Source organism: Cryobacterium psychrotolerans, from assembly GCF_900101115.1.
GTDB lineage: Bacteria > Actinomycetota > Actinomycetes > Actinomycetales > Microbacteriaceae > Cryobacterium > Cryobacterium psychrotolerans.
In genome coordinates, this window is record NZ_FNFU01000002.1 from 187502 (window position 1) to 210662 (window position 23161).

At 69.8% G+C, this 23161-nt stretch carries 22 protein-coding genes; 12 read left to right on the top strand and 10 right to left on the bottom strand.

Annotated features, from left to right (window positions below; translation table 11 throughout):
• Positions 1-21: 21 nt before the first annotated feature.
• The 6 genes from BLQ39_RS02505 to BLQ39_RS02530 all read left to right on the top strand — a co-directional run bounded on the left by BLQ39_RS02505 (position 22) and on the right by BLQ39_RS02530 (position 7591).
• Positions 22-1683 carry an ABC transporter substrate-binding protein gene (locus BLQ39_RS02505; RefSeq protein WP_092321507.1) on the top strand — a complete coding sequence of 554 codons (1662 nt, stop codon included), beginning with the start codon at positions 22-24 and terminating at the stop codon, positions 1681-1683.
• 116 nt (positions 1684-1799) lie between these two features.
• A complete protein-coding gene (locus BLQ39_RS02510; RefSeq protein ID WP_092321508.1) occupies positions 1800-2780 on the top strand; it encodes an ABC transporter permease in 981 nt (326 codons plus the stop codon).
• Positions 2777-3709 (top strand): ABC transporter permease, encoded by a 933-nt coding sequence (locus tag BLQ39_RS02515; RefSeq protein ID WP_092321509.1) that lies wholly within the window; start codon positions 2777-2779, stop codon positions 3707-3709. Before BLQ39_RS02510 ends, BLQ39_RS02515 begins: the two co-directional genes overlap by 4 nt.
• A complete protein-coding gene (locus BLQ39_RS02520; RefSeq protein WP_092321510.1) occupies positions 3706-5448 on the top strand; it encodes an ABC transporter ATP-binding protein in 1743 nt (580 codons plus the stop codon). Before BLQ39_RS02515 ends, BLQ39_RS02520 begins: the two co-directional genes overlap by 4 nt.
• Positions 5445-6365: an alpha/beta fold hydrolase gene (locus BLQ39_RS02525; protein WP_092321511.1), complete on the top strand. Its 921-nt coding sequence runs from the start codon at positions 5445-5447 to the stop codon at positions 6363-6365. The genes BLQ39_RS02520 and BLQ39_RS02525 overlap by 4 nt, the downstream gene beginning before the upstream one ends.
• Positions 6366-6376: 11 nt before the next feature.
• On the top strand, positions 6377-7591 hold the full coding sequence (locus BLQ39_RS02530) for a glycoside hydrolase family 1 protein (protein WP_092321512.1): 1215 nt from the start codon (positions 6377-6379) through the stop codon (positions 7589-7591).
• Between the two features lie 215 nt (positions 7592-7806).
• On the opposite strand, the gene BLQ39_RS02535 is transcribed toward BLQ39_RS02530, so the two are convergent.
• From BLQ39_RS02535 to BLQ39_RS02545, 3 genes are all read right to left on the bottom strand, one after another.
• Entirely contained in the window at positions 7807-8634 is an 828-nt protein-coding gene (locus tag BLQ39_RS02535; protein WP_092321513.1) for a VOC family protein, read from the bottom strand.
• A gap of 124 nt (positions 8635-8758) precedes the next feature.
• Positions 8759-9136, bottom strand: coding sequence for a VOC family protein (locus BLQ39_RS02540; RefSeq protein WP_092321514.1), 378 nt, complete (start codon positions 9134-9136; stop codon positions 8759-8761).
• Positions 9137-9229: 93 nt separating this feature from the next.
• Positions 9230-10153, bottom strand: coding sequence for a phosphoribosylaminoimidazolesuccinocarboxamide synthase (locus BLQ39_RS02545; protein ID WP_092321515.1), 924 nt, complete (start codon positions 10151-10153; stop codon positions 9230-9232).
• Positions 10154-10240: 87 nt separating this feature from the next.
• Between BLQ39_RS02545 and BLQ39_RS02550 the strand changes: the two genes are divergently transcribed.
• Positions 10241-11749 carry a DHA2 family efflux MFS transporter permease subunit gene (locus tag BLQ39_RS02550; protein ID WP_092321516.1) on the top strand — a complete coding sequence of 503 codons (1509 nt, stop codon included), beginning with the start codon at positions 10241-10243 and terminating at the stop codon, positions 11747-11749.
• A gap of 88 nt (positions 11750-11837) precedes the next feature.
• Here the strand turns inward: BLQ39_RS02550 and purD are convergent, their stop codons facing one another.
• A complete protein-coding gene (purD, locus tag BLQ39_RS02555; protein WP_092321517.1) occupies positions 11838-13106 on the bottom strand; it encodes a phosphoribosylamine--glycine ligase in 1269 nt (422 codons plus the stop codon).
• A 141-nt stretch (positions 13107-13247) separates the two neighbouring features.
• Between purD and BLQ39_RS02560 the strand changes: the two genes are divergently transcribed.
• Positions 13248-13607, top strand: coding sequence for a sterol carrier family protein (locus tag BLQ39_RS02560; RefSeq protein WP_092321518.1), 360 nt, complete (start codon positions 13248-13250; stop codon positions 13605-13607).
• Between the two features lie 132 nt (positions 13608-13739).
• Here BLQ39_RS02560 and BLQ39_RS02565 read toward each other — a convergent pair whose 3' ends face one another.
• Entirely contained in the window at positions 13740-14762 is a 1023-nt protein-coding gene (locus BLQ39_RS02565; protein WP_198417098.1) for a ribokinase, read from the bottom strand.
• A gap of 117 nt (positions 14763-14879) precedes the next feature.
• Between BLQ39_RS02565 and BLQ39_RS02570 the strand changes: the two genes are divergently transcribed.
• The 3 genes from BLQ39_RS02570 to purM are packed head-to-tail and all read left to right on the top strand — an operon-like array spanning position 14880 to position 17911.
• Positions 14880-15197, top strand: coding sequence for a hypothetical protein (locus tag BLQ39_RS02570; RefSeq protein WP_174775359.1), 318 nt, complete (start codon positions 14880-14882; stop codon positions 15195-15197).
• 24 nt (positions 15198-15221) lie between these two features.
• Complete coding sequence (gene purF, locus BLQ39_RS02575; RefSeq protein WP_241982949.1) at positions 15222-16811, top strand: amidophosphoribosyltransferase; 1590 nt, start codon at positions 15222-15224, stop codon at positions 16809-16811.
• Entirely contained in the window at positions 16808-17911 is a 1104-nt protein-coding gene (purM, locus tag BLQ39_RS02580; RefSeq protein ID WP_092321520.1) for a phosphoribosylformylglycinamidine cyclo-ligase, read from the top strand. The genes purF and purM overlap by 4 nt, the downstream gene beginning before the upstream one ends.
• 218 nt (positions 17912-18129) lie before the next feature.
• Here purM and BLQ39_RS02585 read toward each other — a convergent pair whose 3' ends face one another.
• Positions 18130-18363, bottom strand: coding sequence for a DUF3073 domain-containing protein (locus BLQ39_RS02585; protein WP_092321521.1), 234 nt, complete (start codon positions 18361-18363; stop codon positions 18130-18132).
• Between the two features lie 150 nt (positions 18364-18513).
• Between BLQ39_RS02585 and BLQ39_RS02590 the strand changes: the two genes are divergently transcribed.
• On the top strand, positions 18514-19599 hold the full coding sequence (locus BLQ39_RS02590; RefSeq protein ID WP_092321522.1) for an NAD(P)-binding domain-containing protein: 1086 nt from the start codon (positions 18514-18516) through the stop codon (positions 19597-19599).
• A 91-nt stretch (positions 19600-19690) separates the two neighbouring features.
• On the opposite strand, the gene crcB is transcribed toward BLQ39_RS02590, so the two are convergent.
• From crcB to BLQ39_RS02610, 4 genes are all read right to left on the bottom strand, one after another.
• Positions 19691-20059, bottom strand: a complete 369-nt coding sequence (gene crcB, locus BLQ39_RS02595; protein WP_166784362.1) for a fluoride efflux transporter CrcB — start codon at positions 20057-20059, stop codon at positions 19691-19693.
• Positions 20056-20475, bottom strand: a complete 420-nt coding sequence (locus BLQ39_RS02600) for a fluoride efflux transporter FluC (protein WP_092321524.1) — start codon at positions 20473-20475, stop codon at positions 20056-20058. The genes crcB and BLQ39_RS02600 overlap by 4 nt, the downstream gene beginning before the upstream one ends.
• Positions 20476-20480: 5 nt before the next feature.
• Positions 20481-22619, bottom strand: coding sequence for an APC family permease (locus BLQ39_RS02605; protein WP_092321709.1), 2139 nt, complete (start codon positions 22617-22619; stop codon positions 20481-20483).
• Positions 22620-22701: 82 nt separating this feature from the next.
• Positions 22702-23145, bottom strand: coding sequence for a MarR family winged helix-turn-helix transcriptional regulator (locus tag BLQ39_RS02610; RefSeq protein ID WP_092321525.1), 444 nt, complete (start codon positions 23143-23145; stop codon positions 22702-22704).
• Positions 23146-23161 lie beyond the last annotated feature (16 nt).

A 23161-nucleotide genomic window follows, 5' to 3' on the forward strand; every position in this document is an offset into this window, starting at 1 on the left:
CACGAAGGAAGTTCCACTGCAATGAAGCATCTGAGAGGGCGCATCACCCGCACGGCCCTGGCCGTAATCGGGGTGACTGCAGTGCTGGCAACCAGCGCCTGCAGTATCGACGTCAAGAACAAGGCAAACAACGACGCTCCGGCGAGTGACGGCTCCCTGCTCGTCGCCGCCGACAACGGCTCCCCCACGTTCGAGAAGAACTTCAACCCGTTCTCCCCGAGCAAGCGCGTGGCCACCACCTACATGTACGAGCCGCTCCAGGTCATCAACACCCTCGACGGCAAGGCGACGCCGTTCCTGGCCACGGGCAACACCCTGCCCGACGCGCAGACCGTCGTCTACGACATCCGCACCGGCGTGAAGTGGTCAGACGGCACAGCGTTCACCGCCGCCGACGTGGCCTTCACGTTCAACCTGATCAAGGCCACCCCGGCCCTGGACGTGCAGGGCGCCTGGCAGCACATCAAGAGCCTCGAGGTCAAGGACGACACGGTCGTCTTCCACCTCAAGGCGGAGGATGTCCCGGCCGTCGCCATCATCAACCAGCAGCTCATCGTTCCGGAGCACATCTGGAAGGACGTCAAGGACCCGCTGACCTTCACCAACGAGGAGCCCGTCGCCAGCGGCCCCTACGTGCTCGACAAGTTCAGCCCGAACGAGTACACGCTGAAGAAGAACAAGGACTACTGGCAGGCCGACAAGGTCGCCGTCGACAAGCTCGTGCTGCCCGCGGCCAACAGCCAGCTCGACGTCGTCAACAACGGCTACGACTGGGCCTACGCGTTCATGACCGACGTCGAAGGCACCTGGGTCAACGCCGACAAGCAGCACAACAGCTACTGGTTCCCCCCGGGCGGCACGATCGCCCTGCTCCCGAACCTGACCAAGGCGCCCTTCAACGACCTCGACTTCCGTGAGGGACTGAGCTTCGCGCTCGACCGCGACAAGATCGCCGTGGATGCCGAGCAGGGTTACGTGGAGGCGGCCGGCCAGTCCGGTCTGCTGCTGCCCAACCAGGAGGAATGGCTGAGCGAGGACCTGCCGAACAGCGGGGCCATCGGCCAGGACACCGAGAAGGCGCTTGCCGCCTTCGAGAAGGCGGGCTACACGAAGAAGGGCGACAAGCTCGTCGACAAGGCCGGCAAGCAGCTCAAGATCACGATCACGACCGCCAACGGGTACACCGACTGGCTGCAGGGACTGCAGACGGTCCAGGCGCAGCTCGGCAAGCTCGGGATCGACGTCAAGCTCAGCCAGCCGCAGCCGGCCGCATACTACAAGGCCCTCAACAACGGTGACTTCGACATCGCGATCACCGGCTTCGGTGGCACCGGCAGCGTCTTCGAGGACTTCAACCGCCTGCTGAACAGCGAGTTCGCGACCCCGGTCGGAACCTCGACCACCGCGAACTTCCAGCGCTTCACTGACCCGAAGGTCGACGCCCTGCTGGCCGACCTCAAGGCAGCCACCGGCGAGGAAGAGCAGAAGCAGATCGCCGCGGAGCTCCAGGGCGTCGTGTACGAGCAGCTCCCCGTGATCAGCATGTTCTATGGCGGACTCTGGGGTCTCTACAGCGACAAGAACTTCACCGGCTGGCCCACCGAGGACAACGCATACGCGCCGCCGAACACGTGGAACTCGACGCCGTTGCTCATCCTGACCAACCTGAAAAAGGCTTCCTAGCCCTTTCGGCCTGACGCGCGGGCGGGGCGGTTGCCCTGTCCCGCCCGCGCTGCCGGCCTCCCGTTTCCTCGATTCACCGGCCTCACCGCCAGACTCCAGAACGAAAGGAGATCGCCGTGCGCTTTGTGCTCAACAAGGTCGGGCTGCTCGCGCTCACGCTGTGGGCAGCGATCACGCTGAACTTCCTGCTCCCCAGGCTCATGCCCGGGTCGCCCGCCGACGCCGCGCTCGCCAAGCTCGCGCAGAACGGCCCGGTCAGCCCCGCCACCAAGGCCGCCGTCGAGGCCCAGCTGGGCGTGCCGACCGGCAGCATGTGGGAGCAGTACCTGAGTTACCTGGGCAGTGTCGCCCGCTTCGACTTCGGCGTCTCCTATACCTTCTTCCCGCAGAGCGTCGCCGGACTCGTCACCGCCGCCCTGCCGTGGACCATCATCCTGGTCGGGCTCGTCACGATCATCGCCTTCATCTTCGGCACGCTGCTGGGCGTGCTCGCCGCCTGGAAGCGGGGCACCTGGCTCGACACGCTGCCCACCGTCGGCGGCACCTTCGCCAGCGCCTTCCCGTACTTCTGGACCGCACTGCTGCTGGTCTTCTTCCTCGGCTACGTCGGCGGGTGGTTCCCCACCTCCGGCGCTTTCAGCCGATCGGCGACGCCCGAGTTCTCGCTCGCCTTCGTGGGCGACGCGCTGTACCACGCGATCCTGCCGGCCACGACGATCCTGATCACCTCCCTCGGCGGCTGGATCCTCGGGATGCGCAGCACCATGATCAACACGCTCGGCGAGGACTATGTCACCTTCGCCGAGGCGAACGGCCTGCGCCCGCGCACCGTCGCGCTGCGCTACGCGGCCCGGAACGCCATTCTGCCGAACCTCACGTCCTTCGGGCTCGCGCTCGGCGCCGTCGTCGGCGGTTCGCTGCTCGTCGAGCGGGTCTTCGCCTACCCGGGCGTCGGTTACCTGCTCTACACGGCGGTGACCAACCAGGACTACCCACTCATGCAGGCTCTGTTCCTGATCATCACGATCAGCGTGCTGCTGGCCAACTTCATTGTCGACATCCTGTACGGCATCCTGGACCCGAGGACACGGCGATGACATCCACGAACACGTCCACCGCGCTGGCGAACCGGGGCGTCCCGGCCGAGATCGACGGTCCGGCCAATCCGCTTCGCGTCGTCTGGCGGGCCATCGCGACGATCTGGAGCGTCCCCAAGGCGCGCATCGGCGTCGTGCTCCTCGGCGCTTTCATCGCCCTGGCCGTCTTCGCCCCGCTGATCGCGCCGTACAGCGCCACCGACAACAGCTTCGGCCGCAGCGAAGACATGAGCGCGGCCCACTGGCTGGGCACGACCGCCGCCGGGCAGGATGTCCTGTCCCAGATCATCTGGGGCGCGCGGGTCTCCGTCTTCGTCGGTTTCGCCGCCGGGATCTTCGCCACGCTCATCGCCGTGCTGGTCGGCCTGAGCTGGGGCTACATCCGCACGGTCGCCGGAGACGTGATCAACTTCGTGGTCAACCTCTTCCTCGTGATCCCGGCGCTGCCGCTGATGATCGTGATCGCCGCGTACCTGCAGAACGGCGGCATCGGGATGATCATCCTCGTTGTCGTGATCACCGGCTGGGCGTCCGGCGCCCGGGTGCTCCGGTCGCAGACGCAGTCGCTGCGCTCGCGGGACTTCGTCACCGCCGCCGTGTTCAGCGGCGAGAGCCCCGGCCGGGTCGTGTTCCGGGAGATCCTGCCGAACATGACCTCGCTGATCGTGACGAACTTCTTCGCCGCGGCGACCGCCGCGATCCTCGCCGAGGCCGGGCTGGAGTTCCTCGGCCTCGGCGACACGACCATCGTCAGCTGGGGCACCATGCTCTTCTGGGCGCAGAACAGCAACGCCCTGCTGACCGGCCAGTGGATCGTGCTCTTCGCCCCCGGCCTCTGCATCTCCCTGCTCGCCACCTCGCTGAGCCTGATCAACTTCGGCGTCGACGGGCTGAGCAATCCGCGCCTCCGGGAAGGAGCCTCACGATGAGCCTCATGAGCGTTCGTGACCTGTCCGTCGTCTACGCGTCGAAGGGCGCCGAACGCGTCTACGCGGTCAAGGACGTCTCCTTCGACCTGCAGCCGGGCGAGTTCGTCGGCCTCGTCGGCGAGTCCGGTTCCGGCAAGTCCACCCTCGGCTTCGCGCTGACCCGGCTGTCCAAGCCGCCGGCGATGATCGGCGGCGGCAGCATCCTCTTCGACGGCGTCGACATCGCCGAGATGGACCCCAAAGCCGTGCGCGTGCAGCGCCAGGGCGGCTTCGCCATGGTGCTGCAGTCCGGGATGAACGCGCTGAACCCCGTGCGCAGCATCCGGAACCACTTCTTCGACATCTTCGAGGCGCACGGCCACGTTGCCAAACGCGACCGCGAGGCCCGTGCGCAGGAGCTCGCCGGCAAGGTGGAGCTGCCGGGCAGCGTGCTCGACCGGTTCCCGGGGGAGCTCTCCGGCGGGATGCGGCAGCGCGTCTCGATCGCGCTGGCGCTCTCGCTCGAACCGCGGCTGATGGTGTTCGATGAGCCGACCACGGCCCTCGACGTGCTCGTGCAGCACGCCGTGATGGACACCATTCGCGAGCTGCAGAAGTCCATGGGCTTCACCGCCGTGCTGATCAGCCACGACCTCGGCATCGTGCTCGAGGTCACCGAGCGGGTCATGGTCATGCACGAGGGCCAGATCGTCGAGGATGCGTCCTCGGCGGACATCCTGAACGCTCCGCAGCACGAGTACACCCGAATGCTGCTCAGCCACTACGGCGACCCGCGCGCGGAGGTCGTCGAGGTGCCGGGGCTCGCGTCGCGCGGCTCGCTCCGCGCCTCGGTGGTCGAGCCGGTCGAGCCGGTCGAGCCGGTCGAGACCATCGAGCTTGCCCCGACTCCTGCACCAACCCACGCGCCCGCGCGCACCCGGGAGGGCCGCGCCGCGCACCAGGCGATCGTCGTGTCCGGCGTCTCCAAGCTGTACCCGCGGCCGAGCCGCGCCGACCAGCCGGTGCTGGCCGTCGACGACGTGTCGTTCACCCTCGAACCGGGAGCGTCGATGGCGCTCGTCGGAGCGAGCGGCAGCGGCAAGAGCACGATCGCGAAGATGATCACCGGGATCGAGCATCCGACCTCTGGCACCATCACCTTCGGCGACCTCCAGATCGACAAGGTCAAGCGCCGGGGGCTCAAGAGCCTGCACCGCGAGGTGCAGATGGTGTTCCAGGACCCGTACGCGGCGCTGAACCCGCTGCACACCGTCGAGTACACGCTCACCCGACCGGTCGTGAACTACTCGGGGCTGCGCGGCCGCGACGCCAGGCGCCGCGTGCTCGAACTGCTCGAAACCGTCGGCCTGACCCCGGTCGAACAGTTCGCGGCCCGTTTGCCGCACCAGCTCTCCGGCGGCCAGCGCCAGCGCGTCGTGATCGCCAGGGCGCTCGCCAGCGACCCGCAGGTGATCATCGCCGACGAGCCCGTGTCGATGCTCGACGTGTCCTTGCGCGCCGGACTGCTCGCCCTGCTCGAGGGCCTGCGCGAAACCTGGGGCGTGAGCATGCTCTACATCACCCACGACCTGCTGAGCGCGCGGCTGGTCACCGACCAGATCATGGTGCTCAACAAGGGCGCGGTCGTCGAATCCGGCAATACGGCATCCGTGCTGCAGAACCCCCAGCACGACTACACGGTCCGGTTGCTCGACGCGATCCCCAACCCCGGCCGGAGAACCCCAGGCGGCTCGGCATGACGCCCGAGTACGCCCCGACCGACCCCTTCGGGCGGATGCCCGTGCCGAGCGGTGTGGAGGTCGTGGCGCTGTCCCTTCCGGTCGGGCTCCTGACCGCGCTGCACGCGCGGCCGGTCGGCGCCCCTCGGGGCGTGGTGCTCTTCGTGCCCGGCTTCACCGGGTCGAAGGAGGACTTCCTCGATTTCCTGCCGCTCGTCGCGGCCGAGGGCTGGGAGGCCTGGGCGTACAGCCAGCGCGGGCAGGCGGACTCCGTCGCCCCGGTCGGCGTCGACGAGTACAGCCTGGACGCGTACGCCGGTGACCTGCTCGCCGTCGCGCGTCAGGTGGGCCAGGGCCGGCCGGTGCACCTCGTCGGGCACAGCTTCGGCGGAATCGTGGCGCGCGCCGCCGCGATCGCCTCGCCGGCACTCTTCGCCGACATCACGCTGCTCTGCTCCGGCCCGCACGGCTGGCCGCGACGCAACGCGAAGAACGCGGCCCTGGTGCGGGCGAAAGGATCGGCCGCCTGGTGGGACCGGGACAACCCGCTCCTCGTCGGCCGGCCCGACGAGGAGCTCACCGCCGACCAGGCGTTCAGGCGGCTGCGCCTGGCGCGCACCAGCGACGAGAACCTCCTCGGCGCCATCCGCATTCTCGCCGACGAGACCGACACGACCGTCGACCTGGCGGCAACCGCGCTCCCGGTGCTGGTCGCCCACGGCGTCGACGACGCCGCCTGGCCGCAGGACTGGCAACGCGCCATGGCCGCCCGGCTGGACGCGCCCTACCTGGTCATCCCCGGAGCCGCACACTCGCCGCAGCGCGAGAACCCCGGCGCGACCGCCGCCGTGCTCCACGACTTCTGGGGGCGCCCGGCGCCCGCAGCGCCCGACCCCACCGACAGCAGGGCACGCCCGGAACCCGGGCAGCCCAGATGACAAGGAGCACCATGCAGAACTTTCCCGACGGATTCCTCTGGGGCGCCGCGACCGCCGCGCACCAGGTCGAGGGCAACAACGTCAACAACGACTGGTGGGTCAAGGAGCACGCCGCCGGCACGCAGATCGTCGAGCCCAGCGGCGACGCGATGGACAGCTACCACCGCTACCGCGAGGACATGAAGCTGCTCGCGGATGCCGGCCTGAACTCCTACCGCTTCAGCATCGAGTGGAGCCGGATCGAGCCGGCGCCCGGCGAAGTCTCCCGCGCCGAGATCGACCACTACCGGCGCATGGTCGACACCGCCCACGAGTTCGGCCTGAACCCCGTCGTGACCCTGATGCACTTCACCGTGCCGCAGTGGATGTTCGCGCGCGGCTTCTGGCGCAACCCCGACGCGCCCGACCTGTTCGCCCGCTTCACCGAGGCCGCGCTGCCGATCGTCGCCGAGGGCGTCGACTACGTCTGCACGATCAACGAGCCGAACATCGCGGCCATGCTCGCCGGCGGGGAGACCGCCGCGAACCTGGTCGCGTTCGGCCTGCCGCGGCCCGACCTGCAGGTGGCGGATGCCCTGCTCGAGTCGCACAAACGCTCGCGCGAGGTGCTGTCCTCGGTCAGCGGGCTCAAGTCCGGCTGGACCGTCGCCACCCAGGCCTTCCACTCCACGGGCGAGCCCGGCGCGGACGAGAAGCTGCGCGAATACGCCTACCCGAGCGACGACTGGTACCTCGAGAACGCCCGCGGCGACGACTTCATCGGCGTGCAGGCGTACACGCGCACGTTCATCGGCCCGGACGGCCCCATCCCGGTTCGGGGCGACGTCGAGACCACGCTGACCGGCTGGGAGTTCTTCCCGCCGGCGCTCGAACTCGGCGTGCGCGCTGCCTGGGAGCTGAGCGGGCACGTGCCGGTCATGGTCACCGAGAACGGCATCGCCACGGCCGACGACACCCGCCGGATCGCCTACGCCGACGGCGCCCTGCGCGGGCTGAAGGCGGCCATGGACGACGGCATCGACGTGCTCGGCTACCTGCACTGGAGCGCCCTGGACAACTACGAGTGGGCGAGCGGATTCCGCCCGACGTTCGGGCTCATCGCGGTCGACCGGGAGACGTTCGTGCGCACCCCCAAGCCGAGCCTCGCCTGGCTCGGCGAGGTCGCGAAGGCCAACGCGCTGCCCGACGTGCCCGTTGAGGCGCCGGTCGCGGTCCCCGCCGCCTAGCCGCGCCCCGCCCCGCGTTCGCCCAAAGTCGCCGTTTACGCCGAGTGTCGCTGTTCTACCGGGTCACCTCGGCGTAAACGGCGACTCTCGGCGGCCTGGGAACGACGCGACGCCGCGGCATCGGTGCGCCGACCTTGCCACTTGCGGTCGAGTTTGCCTGGTGTGCCGATCAAACTCGACCGGAACGGGCCAACTCGGCGCGGGGCGACTCGCGCCTACGCCGTGCGGACGGTGATCTGGTTCGCCCAGGGGTCGTCGAAGCTGAGGGTCTGACCGTCGTGGCGGGTCTGCACGCGGAAGTGGGACATCCGTTCGCCGAGCGCGCCGAGGTCGTCGCCGGTGGGCACGATGATGTCGACCTCGCCGAGGCCGAGCGCCAGGCGCCGCTTGCCCGAGCCCGCGCTGTTCCAGGTGTTCATCGCCATGTGGTGGTGGTAGCCGCCGGCCGACACGAACAGCGCGGACGGGCCCAACGTGGCGGTGGCCTCGAAGCCGAGCTTGTCCACGTAGAACGCCCGGGCGCTTCCGACATCGCCGACGGACAGGTGCACGTGCCCGACGATGGCGTTGCCGAACGACGGGTGGGCCTGTCCCTCCTCGGTGAGGTGCTCCGAGATGAACGCGTTCGGGTCGAGGTGGAGGGTGTCCATCTCGACCTGTCCGTGGGTCCAGCTCCAGGCGGACCGGTCGCGGTCCCAGTAGAGCTCGATGCCGTTGCCCTCGGGGTCGGTGAAGTAGAAGGCCTGGCTGACCAGGTGGTCCGCGCTGCCGGTGAAGCTGCCCGGATGCCTCGTGCCGACCGAGTAGACCGCCGCGGCGAGCTGCGCCTGGGTGTCGAACAGGATGGCCGTGTGGAACAGTCCGGCCGAGCGAGGCTCCGGCGCGGCCAGCTCGGGTGCGTGCTGCAGGATCACGATCGGCGTGGTCCCACGGCCGAGCACGGCGACCGGGCCGTCGTGGCTCTGCAGCTCGAGGGTGACGGCGTCGCGGTAGTAGGCGATCATCGCGTCGAGGTTGCCGACGCGCAGGGTCACCGCGCCCATCCCTGTGTCGGCGGCCAGCAGGTCGTTTGCAGATCGAGTAGTCACGACACCAGTAACGGATGCCGCCCCCGCCGTATTCCGCGGGCCTGCCCTATTCCCCGCCCCGCCCCGCCCGGTACTCGGGCTAGTCCTGGTGGAGCTGGATCAGGTTGCCGCATCCGTCGTCGAAGACCGCCGTGGTGCCGGCCGGATCCGTCGTCGGCTCGGCGGTGAAACGCACGCCGAGGGCGCGCAGCCGCTCGTGTTCGGCCCGCACGTCGGGGGTGCCGAAGACGATCGCCGGCAGCCCGAGGGCGTGCACACCCTGCTGGTACGCCTTCGCGACCGGGTTGTCGCTCGGCTCGAGGAGCAGGCCGACCCCGTCAGGGTCGTCGGGCGACTTCACCACGTACAGCAGGTAGTCGGGCATCACGACCAGCTCCTCGAAGCCGAGGGTGCGCGTGTAGAACTCGAAGGCCGCCGCCGGGTCGTCGACATGGATGCTGCACATCTTGATTCGCATGAGCAGCAGGCTACCCGGCCCCCCGCCCGGAGCGCATCCGAGCATCCGCGCCGCCGGGGTCCGGCACCCAGCGGAAACGGCGAGGGGCCGGCGCTACGCCCCGGTCAGCCGCTCCAGCAGCTCCCGGTAGCGGGAAGCGGTCTGCTCCACGATCTCGGCCGGCAGCAGCGGCGGCTCTCCGGACTGGTCCCAGTGTGCGGCGAGCCAGTCGCGCACGATCTGCTTGTCGAAGCTGGCCATGCGCTCGGCCGGCGTCCGGCCGGAGCGCCACGCCGCGGCATCCCAGTAGCGGCTCGAGTCGCTCGTGAGCACCTCGTCGGCGAGCCGGGTCAGCCCGGTCTCCCGGTCGGCGCCGAACTCGAACTTCGTGTCGGCGAGGATCAGGCCGGCATCCTCCGCGATCGCGGATGCCCGGCCGAAGATCTCGAGCGAGAGGGCGCGCAGCTCGGCCGCGGCATCCGCCCCGACCAGCTCGACCGTGCGCTCGAAGGAGATATTCTCGTCGTGCGCGCCCAGCGGAGCCTTCCAGGCCGGCGTGTAGATGGGCTCCGGCAGGCGGTCGCCGTCGTGCAGGCCGGCCGGCAGCGGGATGCCGCACACCGTCTGCGAGGCCTGGTATTCCTTCCAGCCGGAGCCGGTGAGGTAGCCGCGCACGACGCATTCGACCGGATACATGTCGAGGGTCTTGCAGAGCATGGCGCGGCCGGCGACGGCGGCCGGGATCAGGCTCCCGGACAGGGTGTGCTCGGGCAGCAGGTGGTTCGGTACCCCCGTCAGCCGGTCGAACCACCAGAGGCTGAGGGTCGTGAGCAGCTCGCCCTTGCCCGGGATGCCCGGCTCGAGCACGTGGTCGAACGCGCTCACCCGGTCGCTGGCCACGACGAGCACGCGTTCGGCGGCCGCGAGGTCCGGCGCTCCGTCCGGAACGTAGAGGTCGCGTACCTTGCCCGAGTAGGCGTGCCGCCAGCCCGGAAGGTCGAGGGCGGCGGATGCGGTCGGCTGGCTGGATGCGGTCACGGCTCCATTCTCTCGCAACTGCGCGTACGCTACTGAAGTTGGTCAGCGAGACCTCGATCCCACTCTCTCCAGCAAGGACCCGAGCACATGGAAAACGTCACGAAACCGTGGCCGGCGCTCTGGGCGCTCGTCATCGGATTCTTCATGATCCTCGTCGACAGCACCATCGTGTCCGTCGCCACCCCGGCGATCATGACCGGGCTGGACGCGGACATCAACGCGGTGATCTGGGTGACGAGCGCCTACCTGCTCGCTTACGCGGTGCCGCTGCTGATCACCGGCCGGCTCGGCGACCGGTTCGGCCCGAAGAACATGTACCTGGGCGGCCTCGTGATCTTCACCGCGGCATCCGTCTGGTGCGGCCTCTCCGGGGACATCACCATGCTCATCGTGGCCCGCGTGGTGCAGGGGCTCGGCGCGGCGCTGATGACGCCGCAGACCATGGCCGTGATCACGCGCATCTTCCCGCCGGATCGCCGCGGCCAGGCCATGGGCCTGTGGGGCGCCGTCGCCGGCGTCGCCACGCTCGCCGGGCCGATCCTCGGCGGCGTGCTCGTCGACGCGGCCGGCTGGGAGTGGATCTTCTTCATCAACGCTCCTGTCGGCGTGGTCGCGTTCATCCTGGCCTGGCGGCTCGTGCCGACCCTCACCACCCACCAGCACCGCTTCGACCTGCTCGGCGTCGTGCTCAGCGCCGTCGGCATGTTCCTCATCGTCTTCGGAATCCAGGAGGGCCCGCGCTACGACTGGGGCCTCATCTCCGGCCCGTTCACCGTGCTCGGACTCATCTTCGCGGGCATCTTCGTGCTGGCCGGCTTCGTGATCTGGCAGGCGGTGCAGAAGGGCGAACCGCTGCTTCCGCTCGGCCTGTTCGCCGAACGCAACTTCTCGCTCTCCAACCTCGCCATCACCACGGTGGGCTTCGCCTTCACCGGGATGGCGATCCCGCTGATGATCTACGCGCAGACGGTGCGCGGGCTCACCCCCACCCAGTCGGCCCTGCTCTTCGTTCCGATGGCCGTGATCACCGGCGCACTCGCCCCTGTCGTCGGCAAGCTCGTTGACCGGATGAACCCCAAGTACATTGCGCTCGTCGGCCTGGTCTTCCTGTCCGGCTCGCTGTTCTGGCTCGGTTCGATCCTGACCGAGGATGTCCCGATCTGGCACCTCGTCCTGCCGCTGTCCCTGCTCGGGTTCGCGAGCGCGGGCATTTGGGCGCCGCTGGCGACCACCGCGACGCGCAACCTGCCGCCCCGGGACGCGGGTGCCGGATCCGGCGTCTACAACACGACCCGCCAGGTGGGCGCCGTGCTCGGCAGCGCCGGCATCGCGGCCATCATGCAGGCGCGCCTCTCGGCCGAGCTGCCCGCGGGTGCTGGCGCGGCGGCGCAGGGCGGCACGGCCGGAGCCGGAGGCCTCCCGGAGGCGCTGCAGGCCGGGTTCAGCGCGGCCATGGGCCAGGCGTTGTTCCTGCCGGCGGCCGTGGCCCTGCTCGGCGCGCTCGCCGTGGCCTTCTTCGCCCGGCCGAAGGCGCCGACCTGGGGGCCGCGGGCCGCCGCGGCCGCGCCCGCTGCCGCCGACGTTCAAGCGGAATAGGTGCCGAATCGGACACCTGTCGCCGGTGTGCCGGCCACGGCCGTCCGGTAGGGCAACAGCCAGCCCAGGGCGCGGGTAGCCCCGCCGCTCAGCCCGCGACGCGGGCGGCGATGTCGGTGCGGAACTGCGAGCCGGCCAGCGTGATCTCGCCCAGCGCCTGGTAGGCGCGCGCGCGCGCCTCGGCGAAGCCCGAGCCGGTGGCGACGACGCTGAGCACCCGGCCGCCGGTGGCGACGAACGAGTCGCCGCGGGCGGCGGTGGCGGCGTGCGCGATCGTGACCCCCGGCACGGCGGATGCGGCATCCAGCCCCGAAATCACGCGCCCGGTGACCGGCGCCTCCGGATAGTTCTCGCTGGCGAGCACCACGGTCACGCAGGCCTCGTCAGAGAACTCCGGTCGGGCCAGCCCGCCGAGCGATCCGGTCGCCGCCGCCAGCAGCAGGCCGGACAGCGGGGTGAGCAGGCGCGGCAGCACGACCTGGGTCTCGGGGTCGCCGAAGCGGGCGTTGAATTCGATCACCCGGATGCCGGCATCCGTCAGAATGAGCCCGCAGTAGAGCAGCCCGATGAACGGGGTGTCCTCGTGGGCGAGGCGGCGCACCGTGGGTAACGCGATGGTGTCGATGACCTCGTCGACGAAGGCCTGCTCGCTGCCGAATTCGGCGTCGAGCCAGGGCAGCGGCGAGTAGGCGCCCATGCCGCCGGTGTTCGGGCCGGCGTCGTTGTCGCCGAGCCGCTTGTAGTCCTGGGCGGGGGAGAGCGGCAGCACGGTGTGGCCGTCGCTGAGCAGGAACAGCGAGACCTCCGCTCCGTCGAGGAACTCCTCGATCAGCACGCTGCCGTGCTGCAGCCACTGCGTGGCGTGGGCGACGGCGGCGGGGCGCTCGCTCGTGACCAGCACGCCCTTGCCGGCGGCGAGGCCGTCGGCCTTGACGACGTACGGCGCCCCGAACTCGTCGAGGGCGGCCCTGGCCTCGGCGAGTGTTCCGGCGCGCACGGCGCGACCGGTCGGCACGCCGGCCTCCTCCATGATGTGCTTGGCGAACGTTTTACTGCCCTCGAGGGCGGCGGCGGCCTTACCGGGACCGAAGACCGGGATGCCGCGGGTGCGGAGCGCGTCGGCGACGCCGGCAACGAGGGGCGCCTCCGGGCCGATCACCACGAGGTCGATGTTGTTTTCGATCGCGTAGTTGGTGACCGAGGATGCGTCGGTCGCATCGAGCGGCACGACTGGGACGTCCGCGGCGATGCCGGCGTTGCCCGGCGCGGCCACGACGTGGTGGCGCGGCTCCTCGCGGAGCAGCGCGGTGATGATGGCGTGCTCGCGGGCACCGGAACCGAGGACCAGAATTCTCACGCGTTCAGGCTAGCCGATCCGGCCGCGCGCGTCCCCTCCCGCGTCACGGCCCGACGCGGCCGGCCGGGTGCCGGTCGGGTGCCGGTCGGCCGTGATCGGCGCGCTGTCCGACTTCCCGGCCGGACCGGGCAGACTGGACCCATGGCCAGGGCGAGGATCGACGATGCGGCGGGCACGGCCGCCGTGCGGGAGTGCGGGGCGGATGCCGGGGGCGCGAGCCGGGACATCCGTGCGCTGGCGGTTCGCTACACGCTGCAGCTGCTCGCAGAGAAGGCGAGCGGCAACACCGTGGAGGTGCGGGTGCCGCCGTTCGGCGCCGTGCAGTGCGTTGCCGGCCCGCGTCACACCAGGGGCACGCCGCCGAACGTCGTCGAAACGGATGTCGCAACCTGGCTCGCCCTCGCCACCGGGTCGCTCGGCTGGTCCGACGGGGTGGCGACAGGGCGCATCCACGCGTCCGGCCAGCGGGCGGATCTCGCCGGCGAGCTGCCCCTGCTCTGACGCCGCCGGGAGGAGCTCACACGCCAGTCATGCTCGGCCCGACGTTGACTTGCGGACAAACACCCTTCCCCGGGCCAACGAAGGTACTTTCTCCGCATCTCAGCCGGGGAAATCCCCAGGATGCGCGCGGGCTCAGCCCAGGATCGCGGCGACCTCTGCCTCGGTCGGCATCGAGCTGGTTGCTCCATGCCGGGTGACCGACACTGACGAGGCGACGGTCGCCCAGCGCACCGCCTCGACCATCGCGGCCTCGCTCGGAGCCGACCCGGCGGCTGTAGCCGCACCCGAGGCAGCCGCACCCGAGGCCGCCGGCCCCGCACCTGCACCCGCACCTGCACCCGCACCTGCACCCGCACCTGCCCCCGCGGCCGCCCCCGCAGTCGAAACCGCCAGCCGCGCCACGAGCGCACCGACGAAGGTGTCCCCGGCCGCCGTCGTATCGACCGCGCGCACCGGGCGGGCCGGGGCCAGCCCCAGCACGGCGCCGTCATACGCGACGACGGATCCCTCGGCGCCGAGCGTGACGATCGCCCAGGTCTTGCCGGCGCTGAGCAGCTCCGCCGCGCGAACCGGGTCCGGCTCGCCGGTGAGCTCGGCGGCCTCGATCCGGTTGGGCACGACGAGGTCGACCGAGGCGAGGAATCCGCTGGGCAGCGGAACGACCGGCGCGGGCGTGAGCACCGTGAAGACGCCCGCGGCCCTGGCTGCAGCGATGGCTTCCACGAGCACCGGCACCGGCAGCTCGCACTGCATCACGAGGAACGCCGACGCTTCGATGGTCGCCCGCTGCTGGGCGGTCAGGGCCGTCACCGTGCTGTTCGCGCCCGACACCACGACGATCGAATTCTCCCCCGAATCGACCACGGAGATGTGCGCGGTGCCGGTCGGCGCGGGCGACGAGGCGAGCCCGTCGGCCCGGATGCCTTCGGCCGCGAGCAGCGCACGAAGCTCGGTCCCGTAGGCGTCGGCTCCCACGGCGCCGAGGAAGTCGACCGAGCCGCCGAGCCGGGCGGCGGCGACGGCCTGGTTGAGGCCCTTGCCGCCCGGCACGGTGGTGAAGCCCGATCCGAAGATCGTCTCGCCCGGCCGGGGGAGCCGCTCCTGATGCACGACGAGGTCCATGTTCGCGCTGCCGAGTACCGCAATTCTGTTCACCGGGACAGTCTGCCAGTGCCCGCCCCTGACGGCGCCTGCACCCTGCCAGTGCCCGCACCTGCCGGCGCCCGCACCTGCGCCGGAGTACAGAGGCGAGGGACGTGCGAGAATGAACAGGTGACTTCCCCCGGGCCGACCGACTCCGACGCGGCAACCACCGTGACGGTGCACCGTTCGCCGCGCTACTTCAGCTTCATGATCGTCGGCGCCGCGCTCGGGGCGATCCTCGCCCTCGTGTTCACCGTCACCTTCCCGGAGAATGAGGACTTCGACCGATCCCAGGTCTTCGGCTTCCTGCTCCTCGCGGGCGTTGCGCTCGGCGTTGCGCTCGGCAGCCTGGTCGCGCTCATCCTTGACCGACTGCTCCGGCGAACGACCGCACAGGCCGTCTCGGATAGACTGAGCACCACCGAAAATACCGAAAAAACCGAGTAACACACTCAAGTAAGGGGCTGCGGCTTGGCCGGTGGCGACGGACTATTAGGTCACGATCTTCTTCCTGGTGAGAAGGGCCCGCAGGATGCCTGCGGCGTCTTCGGCGTCTGGGCTCCCGGCGAAGAGGTGGCCAAGCTCAGTTACTTCGGCCTCTACGCGCTGCAGCACCGCGGCCAGGAATCGGCCGGCATCGCGACCAGCGACGGCAAGAAGATCCTCGTTTACAAGGACATGGGCCTCGTCGCCCAGGTCTTCAACGAGGCATCCCTCAGCACCCTCCTCGGCCACATCGCGGTCGGGCACACCCGCTACTCGACCACCGGGGCATCCAGCTGGCAGAACGCCCAGCCGACCCTGGGCCGCACGGCCGCCGGCACCATCGCGCTCGGCCACAACGGCAACCTGACGAACACGGCCGAACTCCTCCAGCTCGTGCACGAGCGCTACCCGCAGACGGATGGCGAACTGGCCCGCGGCAATACGACCGACACCGCCGTCGTCACCGCGCTGCTCACCGGCGACCTCGACCACACCCTCGAGTCCACGGCGCTCGAGGTTCTGCCGCACCTGCGCGGCGCGTACTGCCTCGTCTTCATGGACGAGACCACTCTCTACGCCGCCCGCGACCCGCAGGGCGTGCGCCCGCTGGTGCTCGGCCGCCTCGAGCGAGGGTGGGTCGTCGCGTCCGAGACCGCCGCCCTCGACATCGTCGGGGCCACCTTCGTGCGCGAGGTCGAACCCGGTGAGCTGATCACCATCGACGAGAACGGGCTGCGTTCCCAGCGCTTCGCCGAGTCGAAGCCCGCCGGCTGCGTATTCGAGTACGTCTACCTGGCCAGGCCCGACACGACCATCGCCGGTCGCGGAGTGCACGAGGCCCGGGTCGAAATGGGGCGCCGCCTGGCCGCCGAGCACCCGGTCGAAGCCGACCTCGTCATCCCGACCCCGGAATCCGGAACCCCGGCCGCGATCGGTTACGCGCAGGCGTCCGGCATCCCCTTCGGCCAGGGGCTGGTGAAGAACGCCTACGTGGGCCGCACCTTTATCCAGCCGTCGCAGACTATCCGCCAGCGCGGCATCAAGCTCAAGCTCAATCCGCTCAAAGAGGTCATCAAGGGCAAGCGACTGATCGTCGTCGACGACTCGATCGTGCGCGGCAACACGCAGCGCGCCCTCGTGGCCATGCTCCGCGAGGCCGGCGCCGCCGAGGTGCACGTGCGCATCTCCAGCCCGCCCATCACCTGGCCCTGCTTCTACGGAATCGACTTCGCCTCCCGGGCGGAGCTGATCGCGACCGGACTCGGCGTCGACGAGGTGCGCCAGGTCATCGGCGCGGATTCGCTCGGTTACCTCTCCGAGGAGGGCATGATCGCCTCCACCGAGCAGCCGCGCGAGCGCCTGTGCACCGCCTGCTTCACGGGCAAGTACCCGATCCCGCTGCCCGACTCCGCGCTCCTCGGCAAGAATCTGCTCGAGCGCCCCGTCGCATCCAACGGATGCGACCCGGGGCCGGACGCGGAGTTCGAAGCAGTGCTCGACCCGGCCACCCTGCGCGAGGGTGCGCTGGCCCGGCAAGGGCAAATCCCGTTCGGCGACCCAGGAAGACAGGAATGAGCAACGCTTCTTACGCGGCAGCCGGAGTGGACACCGCTGCCGGCGACCTGGCCGTCTCACTGATGAAGGCCGCCGTCTCCCGCACGCACGGCCCCGAGGTGATGGGCGGCTTCGGCGGCTTCGCCGGACTCTATGACGTGTCGTTCCTGACCGACTACCGCCGACCGCTGCTGGCGACCTCGACCGACGGCGTCGGCACCAAGGTGGCCATCGCCCAGGCGATCGACAAGCACGACACCATCGGCCAGGACCTCGTCGGCATGGTCGTCGATGACATCGTCGTCGTCGGCGCGCGCCCGCTGTTCATGACCGACTACATCGCCTGCGGCAAGGTCGTCCCTGAGCGGATCGCGTCCATCGTCGCGGGCATAGCCCGGGCCTGCACCGAGACCGGCACGGCCCTCGTCGGCGGCGAGACCGCGGAGCATCCCGGACTGCTCGGTCCGGATGACTACGACGTCGCCGGCGCAGCGACGGGCGTGGTCGAGGCCGACCAGGTGCTCGGCGCCGAGAACGTGCGTCACGGCGACATCGTCGTCGCGATGGCATCCTCGGGCCTGCACTCCAACGGCTACTCCCTCGTCCGCCACATCCTGTCCCAGCGCGGCATCGGCTACACCGACACGTCGGATGACCTCGGCGGCGTCGTCGGCGAGGTCCTGCTCGAGCCGACGCGCCTGTACACCGGCCCGCTGCTCGGCGTGCTGGCCGACCCCGACCTGGCCGGAGCCGTGCACTCGCTCAGCCATGTCACGGGCGGCGGCATCGCCGCGAACCTCGCGCGCGTGCTCCCCGTCGGGTCCTGGGTCGAGGTCGACCGCGCCACCTGGTCGCCTTCAGCCGTGTTCCGGGTGCTCAGCGACATGGCCGGGGCGTCCCTGGAAAGCTCGGAGGGCACCTGGAACCTCGGCGTGGGCATGTTCGCGGTCGTGGCCGCGGATTCCGCCTCCTCTGTGATTGCACGCCTCGCGGCCGACGGCATCCCGTCCTGGGTCGCCGGCCGGGTGTCGACCGCGCCGCGAGACTTCGCCGGTTTCGAGCAGGGCGCCAAGGGCGTCAACGGCGGCGCGGTGCGCCTCGTCGGGTCGTTCGCCCACTAGATCCGTGCGCCCGCGGCCAGCGTGCCCGCTCGGCCGCATCCCGTCCGCATCCCGCTTGGCTCTCACCCCGCGCACCCCTGTCGCCGAGAGTCGCAGGAAGCGCCGAGAGTCGCAGAAAGCGCCGAGAGTCGCCGTTCCAACGGCGACACTCGGCGTAAACGGCGACACTCGGCGCATCCGGCGGCTGAGTCGCCGCGCGTCATGCCGGTAACTGCCGCCTAGGCGCGCTTCTGCTCGTCTTCGGTCGCGTAGGTGTCCACGTACTCGTCGTCGGTATCCGGCTTGGGCGCGTCGTACTCAGGCCACTTGGCCAGGTCCTCATCGAGGCGCGGATCAGTGACCGGATGCCCCGTGAGCTCGCGTTCGAGCGCGTTGTAGTTGGTGTCCGGGCTGAAATACTTCAGCTCGCGGGCAACCTTGGTGTGCTTTGCTTTTTGACGGCCGCGCCCCATGCGTGACCCCCTAACGATGCCAGGCCGAGTGAGGAATGAGTCACTCGGGAGTTGCCGAACGGAATGGTGAAATCTAGGCGCTAGTTTAGCATGATGGGCGCAAGCGCTCGCCGACGCCGTTCACAGGCGCGGATGCTGGAATGAGGTGTGATGGCGAGCCAGTTGACCGTGCCCGTCGTCATCATCGGCGCGGGGCAGGCCGGACTGTCCGTCGCCCACTACTTGCGCAAATTCCATCTCGTCGCCGGAACGGACTTTGTCGTCCTCGATCGGGGCCCGGATGCCGGCGGAGCCTGGCAGCATCGCTGGCCGGCCCTCCGCCTCGGCACCGCCCACCGGGTCAACGACCTGCCCGGCATGAGCGCGCTCGGGATCAGTTTCGACACCGCGGACCGGTCGCGGCCCGCGCGCGAGGTCGTCGCGGAGTACTACCACCGCTACGAGGCGCACTTCGATCTTCGGGTGGTGCGGCCGGTGAGCGTCACCTCCGTGGCCAACCGGGGGGCGGACCTCGTCGTCTCCACCCGGTCCGCGGCATACGGCGACCAGGAGATCAGCGCCCATGTCCTCGTCAATGCCAGCGGAACCTGGGGGGCTCCTTTCCTGCCGCACTACCCCGGGGCGGAGTCCTTCGCCGGGCAGCAGGTGCACACCGCGACCTTCACCTCCGCCGAGGATTTCGCCGGCCGGAAGGTCGTCGTGGTCGGCGGCGGCACCTCGGCCATCGGTTTCCTGCTCGAGCTGGAGGGTGTCGCCGCGGAGCTGACCTGGGCGGCGCGCCGACCCATCGACTGGGTGCACACCGGGGAGCTCGACCTCGAGGGAGCCTCGGCAGCGGTCGCCGCCCAGGACGAGGCGGCCCGCTCGGGCCGCGCCCTGCCCAGCATCGTCAGCGGTACCGGCGTCCCGGTCAGCCGGCGCATCGCGGCCGGAATCGAGCGCGGCCTGCTCGTTGCCGAGCCCATGTTCCAGGCGATCGAACCGCACGGCGTGCGCTGGGCGGACGGCCGGTTCACCGAGGCAGACGCCATCGTCTGGGCCACCGGGTTCCGCCCCGAGCTCCGCCATCTGGCACCGCTCCGGCTACGGGAGAAGGCCGGCGGCGTGACGGTGGGCGCCGGGGCATCCTGGACCGACCCGCGCATATTCTTCGCCGGCTATGGACCGCAGGCGAGCACGATCGGTGCGGCCAGGGCGGGTCGCGTGATCGCCCGCCAGGTCATGGCCCTGCTCTGACCTCAGCCCCCGCGAAACCGCAGTTGTGCGCGCTAAAACGCACGAATAACGCGCACAACTGCGGTTTCGCGGGGGAGGTGCGGGGGGAAACCTAGCGGGCGAGGAGGTAGGCGACGGCGCAGGCGACGACGCCGAGCAGCAGGGTGACGCCGACGTTGACCAGGCCGGCCCGCCAGCGTCCGTTGTCGACGAGCTCGAGGGTTTCGACGCTCCAGGTGCTGAAGGTGGTGAGGCCGCCGCATACCCCGGTCAGGATGATCAGTCGGAGGTCCTCGGAGATGGCCGCCCGCTCGGCGAGCCCGAGCGCCGCGCCGCCGATCATCGCGCCCGTCACGTTCACGAGCAGCACGCCGCCGGGGATGTGACCGGGCCGCACCGGCAGCGCCCGGGACACGAGGTAACGGATGACCGCTGCCCCGCCCCCGCAGGCCAGCACGCTCAGGGCGACCCAGCCGCTCACAGCGTGCTCCCGTCGTCGGGTATCTCGACCGGGATCGGCCGGTGGGCGAGCCGGCTGCCCGCCCAGAGGCCGAACGCCGCGGCGCCGAAGCCGAGGGCGAGGGTGGCCAGGAGGTAGAGGCCCGCGAGTCCCCACAGCCCGGCGGAGGACTGCTCCACAAGCGACACCGTCACGGCCGAGAACGTCGTGAACGATCCCAGCAGGCCGGGACCGAGCGCGACCTTCAACCAGCGGGGAATGCCCGGGCGCGTCCACAGCCCGCCGACCAGCCAGCCGAGCATGAGCGCCCCGAGCACGTTGACGCCGAGCGTGCCGGCCGGGAAGCCGGCATCCGCATGCGGGAAAACGAGGTCGGTGGCCAGGCGCAGGCCGGTGCCGAGCACGCCGCCGAGGAAAGCTGCCAGCGCGAGCGGCATCTGGTTTACTTGCGCTTCCGACGGCGCGACGCCGACGGCCGGGACTGCGGCGGGGTCGAGCCGACGACCGGGGGCTTCGCCGTCGCGGCAGCCCGATTCGCCGCTTCCACCGCGGCCGGTGTCAGCGGCTTGCGCGGCACCGGGCGCGGACGCACCGGCTCGCCGCGACGGTCCTGGCCGGGGATCGGCCGGGATCGGCGCCCGTAGATGAGTTCAGAGGAGTCCAGCAGCCACGGCACGAGTGCGATGGTCACGCCGTGCACGAGCATGAGTTTCTGGCGCAGGCGCCTGGCCTTGTGGTTGTGCAGCAGGTTCTCCCACCAGTGCCCGACGATGTAAATCGGCGTGTACACCGTGACGACCTCGGAGCCGTGCTCCTCGCGGCGATCCTTGATGTAGCTGATCAGCGGCCAGCTGATGTCGCGATACGGCGAGGAGACGATGCGCAGCGGCACCTGGATGTTCTGCTTCACCCAGTCTCGCTTGAGCTGTTTGGTCTCCTGGTCGTCGATCGAGATGTGCACGGCCTCGAGACTCTCGTGCCGCGCGGCGATGGCGTAGTCGAGGGCCTTGAGCACGGGCTTCTGCATCTTGCCCACGAGCACGATCGCGTGGTCGCCCTTGGATCCGAAGGTGGTCACCGGGTCGACTTCGATCTCCTTGGCGACATCCCGGTAGTAGCGGTTGACGCCGAGCATGAGCACGAAGAGCACCGGCATCAGCAGGAACACGAGCCAGGCGCCGTGCGTGAACTTCGTCACGGTCACGACAATGAGCACGACCCCGGTGAGCAGCGCGCCGAACGCGTTGATCGACATGCTCCGGATGATCTCTCCGCGGTTCGGCGGATTCTTGCGGAGCAGGGCGATCCAGTGCTTGACCATGCCGGTCTGGCCCAGGGTGAAGGAGACGAAGACGCCGATGATGTAGAGCTGGATCAGCAGCGTCAGGTTCGCCCGGTAGACGATGATGATGATGATGGCCGCCAGGGCCAGGATCAGCACGCCGTTGGAGTAGATCAGGCGGTCGCCGCGGGTGCTCAGCGACTTCGGCGCGTACGAGTCCTTCGCCAGCACCGATCCGAGCAGCGGGAAACCGTTGAAGGCGGTGTTGGCCGCCAGCAGCAGGATGGCCGCGGTTGTGGCCTGCAACACGAAGAACATGATCGAGTTGTTGCCGAAGGTGGCGGCGGCGATCTGGGCGATCAGGCTGCGCTGCGGATTCGTCGCGCACTCGTCCCAGCCGATCAGGTCGCAGGGGTTCTCCGCGTAATGCACCTGCGCAATCAGCGCGAGGGTGGTGAGCCCGATGAACAGCACGATGGCGATGCCGCCCATCAGGGCGAGCGTCGACTGCGCGTTCTTGACCTTCGGGTGCTTGAATGCCGGCACCCCGTTGGCGATTGCCTCGACGCCGGTGAGCGCGCTGCATCCGCTGGCGAAGGAGCGCAGCAGCAACAGGATGAACGCGGTCTGGGCCAGGTTCTCGCCCTCTACGTCGAATCCGGCCGATTCGGCCACCGGGGCATCGCCGAGCATCGTCCTGGTGAGGCCGACGACGACCATGACGACGACGCTGGCGATGAAGAGGTAGGTCGGGAGGGCGAAGGCCTTGCTCGACTCCCGCACCCCGCGCAGGTTGACCGCGGCGAGCAGGATCACGAACACGACGGCCATCTCGACCCGGAACGGATTGAGTTCGGGGATCGCGGAGATGATGTTGTCCACGCCGCTGGCGACCGAGACGACGACCGTCATCACGTAGTCGACGAGCAGGGCGGATGCGACGACGAGGCCGGCCTTCTCGCCGAGGTTCTTGTGCGCGACCTCGTAGTCACCGCCGCCGGAGGGGTAGGCCTTGATCAGCTGCCGGTAGGACGCGACGACGGTGATCAGGAGCAGCACGACGACGCCGGCGACCCACGGCGCGAAGCTCAGGAAGGCGAGCCCGCCGAGGGTGAGGATCATCAAAAGTTCCTGCGGGGCGTACGCGACGCTCGACAGCGGGTCGCTCGCAAAGATCGGCAGGGCGAGGTGCTTGGGGAGCAGTTGGCCCTCGAGGTGCTCGCTCGGCAGCGGATCGCCGATGATCCACCGTTTCGGTGAACGCGTTTCCGGTATTTTGGGGGTTCCCTCTGGTGCCACGAGGGACGACACTACTCTGTTGCACCCCCCTGTCAAATGCTGCAGGACCGGCGCGCCACAGCGGGGAGTCGCACGCGATCCGTTACGGAGTCCCGGCGGCGTCGATCACTCGCCACAGGGAGACCCGCAGGGCCTCGAGTTCGTCCATGGTCATCCCGAGCCTGTCGATCACGCGCGGGGGGATCGTCTCGGCCTCACTGCGGAGGTCCGCACCGGCCTCGGTCAGCGCGACCTCGAGCAGGCGTTCGTCGACCACGCTGCGGTTTCGGGTGACCAGGCCGGCCGCCTCCAGCCGCTTGAGAAGTGGTGAAAGCGTTGCCGGATCGAGACGAAGCTCGGCGCCGAGGTCTTTCACCGACCGGGGGCTCCGCTCCCAGAGCGCCAGCAGCGCCAGGTACTGCGGATGCGTCAGGCCATAGGGCTCGAGGATCGGCCGGTACACCGAGATCACGCTGCGGGAGGCGATCGCGAGGGCGAAACAGACCTGGTTTTCGAGGCGGAGCAGGTTCGACTCATCCGTGGCCATCGACGTCTCCAATCGC

What these genes read in the sequence shown, in the direction of transcription:
- BLQ39_RS02600 (WP_092321524.1), bottom strand. Translation starts at nt 20,475, where the DNA reads ATGCCGCTCGCGCTGGCAGCTTTCCTCGGCGGCGTGCTCGGCACCGGC.
- purM (WP_092321520.1), top strand. Translation starts at nt 16,808, where the DNA reads ATGAGCAACGCTTCTTACGCGGCAGCCGGAGTGGACACCGCTGCCGGC.
- BLQ39_RS02560 (WP_092321518.1), top strand. Translation starts at nt 13,248, where the DNA reads ATGGCCAGGGCGAGGATCGACGATGCGGCGGGCACGGCCGCCGTGCGG.
- BLQ39_RS02520 (WP_092321510.1), top strand. Translation starts at nt 3,706, where the DNA reads ATGAGCCTCATGAGCGTTCGTGACCTGTCCGTCGTCTACGCGTCGAAG.
- BLQ39_RS02610 (WP_092321525.1), bottom strand. Translation starts at nt 23,145, where the DNA reads ATGGCCACGGATGAGTCGAACCTGCTCCGCCTCGAAAACCAGGTCTGT.
- BLQ39_RS02585 (WP_092321521.1), bottom strand. Translation starts at nt 18,363, where the DNA reads ATGGGGCGCGGCCGTCAAAAAGCAAAGCACACCAAGGTTGCCCGCGAG.
- BLQ39_RS02550 (WP_092321516.1), top strand. Translation starts at nt 10,241, where the DNA reads ATGGAAAACGTCACGAAACCGTGGCCGGCGCTCTGGGCGCTCGTCATC.
- BLQ39_RS02525 (WP_092321511.1), top strand. Translation starts at nt 5,445, where the DNA reads ATGACGCCCGAGTACGCCCCGACCGACCCCTTCGGGCGGATGCCCGTG.
- BLQ39_RS02535 (WP_092321513.1), bottom strand. Translation starts at nt 8,634, where the DNA reads ATGGGCGCGGTGACCCTGCGCGTCGGCAACCTCGACGCGATGATCGCC.
- BLQ39_RS02505 (WP_092321507.1), top strand. Translation starts at nt 22, where the DNA reads ATGAAGCATCTGAGAGGGCGCATCACCCGCACGGCCCTGGCCGTAATC.
- BLQ39_RS02590 (WP_092321522.1), top strand. Translation starts at nt 18,514, where the DNA reads ATGGCGAGCCAGTTGACCGTGCCCGTCGTCATCATCGGCGCGGGGCAG.
- BLQ39_RS02540 (WP_092321514.1), bottom strand. Translation starts at nt 9,136, where the DNA reads ATGCGAATCAAGATGTGCAGCATCCATGTCGACGACCCGGCGGCGGCC.
- BLQ39_RS02530 (WP_092321512.1), top strand. Translation starts at nt 6,377, where the DNA reads ATGCAGAACTTTCCCGACGGATTCCTCTGGGGCGCCGCGACCGCCGCG.
- BLQ39_RS02515 (WP_092321509.1), top strand. Translation starts at nt 2,777, where the DNA reads ATGACATCCACGAACACGTCCACCGCGCTGGCGAACCGGGGCGTCCCG.